Origin of the sequence: Mucilaginibacter sp. UYP27, assembly GCF_040547175.1 — a bacterium.
Taxonomy (GTDB): Bacteria; Bacteroidota; Bacteroidia; order Sphingobacteriales; family Sphingobacteriaceae; genus Mucilaginibacter.
On the sequence record NZ_JBEPPE010000024.1, the window covers coordinates 1 to 2,355 of the forward strand.

General features: G+C 35.0%; 2 protein-coding genes. Both read left to right on the top strand.

The annotated features are described in order from the left end of the window. The coding region (locus tag ABIB39_RS23260; RefSeq protein ID WP_354432585.1) for a tyrosine-type recombinase/integrase at positions 1-810 on the top strand (810 nt) is incomplete at its 5' end. Positions 811-868: 58 nt separating this feature from the next. Continuing rightward, a partial coding sequence (locus ABIB39_RS23265; protein WP_354432586.1) for a type I restriction endonuclease subunit R occupies positions 869-2,355 on the top strand: 1,487 nt, incomplete at its 3' end.

Below are 2,355 nucleotides of genomic sequence, written 5' to 3' on the forward strand. Positions count from 1 at the left end.
CCTGCTTTCGGCGACAAAAAAACAATTGAGGAAGCCGAAGTCCAGGCTTTTGTACTTCAAAAATTGCAACAGGGACTAAGCCAAAAGACTATTAAAGACATTTTGATAGTGTTAAAAATGGTATTAAAATTCGGAGCCAAAAACAAATGGTTGGAGCATAAGCCATTCGATATCCAATTTCCTACAGAGAGGGAGAAACACAACATTAATGTACTGAGCAGAACGAACCAGAGAAAAGTGATGAGTTATATAGAAACACACTTTACGTTTCGCAATGTAGGTGTCTATATATGTTTAAGCGCGGGCATACGGATTGGTGAAGTTTGCGCGCTTACTTGGGAAGATATTGATACGGATAATGGTGTTATTAACATCAGGAAAACCATACAACGCATTTATCTGATAGAAGATGGTGATCGTAAAACAGAATTGATTCTGGATACTCCTAAAACCAAAAACTCGATCAGGGAGATACCTATGAGCAGGGATCTACTGCGAATGTTAAAACCTTTAAAGAAAATTGTAAACAATTCTTTTTTTGTATTAACTAATGATGCTAAGCCTACGGAACCCAGGACATACAGAAGCTATTATAAAAATTTGATGAAAGAACTAAATATGCCCGACTTAAAGTTCCATGGTTTACGCCATAGCTTTGCAACAAGATGTATTGAAAGTAAATGTGATTATAAAACAGTCAGTGTGCTGTTAGGGCATTCAAACATTACTACTACTTTAAATTTATATGTACATCCCAATTTAGAGCAAAAGAAAAAATGTATAGATCAAATGTTTAAGGCATTAAGGTAAAAAAATGACGGGTTTGTAATTGGCTGTATTTACTATCTTTAAAGGCTTTATCATATATATGCCAAAACAATCCGAACAAATATTAGAAGAACAATTGATAACCAACTTGAAAAAGTTAGGTTATCAATATGTTTTGTTGTCCAATGAGTCAGCCTTGGTTCAAAACCTCAAATCACAATTAGAAAAGCACAACAACATCTATTTTTCCATTGCTGAATTTGATAAAGTACTTAATATTTTAAACAAGGGTACTATTTTCGAGAAAGCCAAAACACTTCGCCAAAAACAGCACATCGTTCGCGATAATGGAGAGAACTTTTATTTCGAATTTTTAAACACCGACCATTGGTGCCAAAATCAATACCAGGTAACCAATCAGGTTACGCAAGAAGGGAAATACGTAAACCGGTACGATGTCACCCTTCTCGTCAATGGTTTGCCGTTAGTTCAAATAGAGTTAAAACGGCGCGGATTAGAATTGAAAGAGGCTTTTAATCAACTCAATCGCTACCAAAGACATTCATTTAATGCTAATTATGCTTTGTACCAGTACGTACAGGTATTTGTGATAAGCAATGGAGTAAATTCTAAATACTTTGCAAATAACCGTTACCAGGACTTCAAACAAACTTTTTATTGGACTGATAAGGAAAACAAACGCCTTACAAATATTTTGAGTGATTTTACTGATGCTTTTTTAGAGCCCTGCCATATCAGTAAAATGATCTGCAAATATATCGTACTTAATGAAGCCAATAAAATACCAATGATATTGCGCCCATACCAATATTATGCTGTTGAGGCATTAATTGAAAGGGTAAAGATTAGTAATAAGAATGCTTACGTATGGCATACTACAGGTTCCGGCAAAACTTTAACTTCATTTAAGGCCAGTCAAATATTGATGAATCTTCCACAGGTTCATAAAGTGGTTTTTGTAGTTGATAGGAAAGATTTGGATTATCAAACAGCTAAAGAGTTTAATAGCTTTCAGGAAGGAAGCATTGATGGTGCTGATAATACCAATAATCTTGTAAAGCAGTTTACTGATACGTATTCAGACAAAAAGGGCGAACATAAAAGCTCAAAATTGATCATAACAACCATTCAAAAATTAAACACCGCAATTAGTAAGTTAAGGTACGAGAGTAAAATGGCCGACTTAAAAGACAAACGTATCGTGTTTATTTTTGATGAATGCCACCGCAGCCAATTTGGCGAAACTCATCAACGTATCAAGTCTTACTTTAACAATAGCCAGTTATTTGGTTTTACAGGTACACCTATTTTCGCCGATAATGCTAATAAAAATGAGTTAGGCAAGCGCACCACAAAAGATTTGTTTGAAGATTGCCTGCATAAATATGTAATCACGGATGCTATTCGTGATGAAAATGTGTTGAAGTTTTCGGTCGAATACGTAGGTAGATACACACATAAAGATGGCCGTGAAACTGCTATAGATATTGAGGTTGAAGATATTGATACAAGGGAGTTAATGGAAGATGAAAATCGCTTAACGAAGATTACGGACTATATCATCGC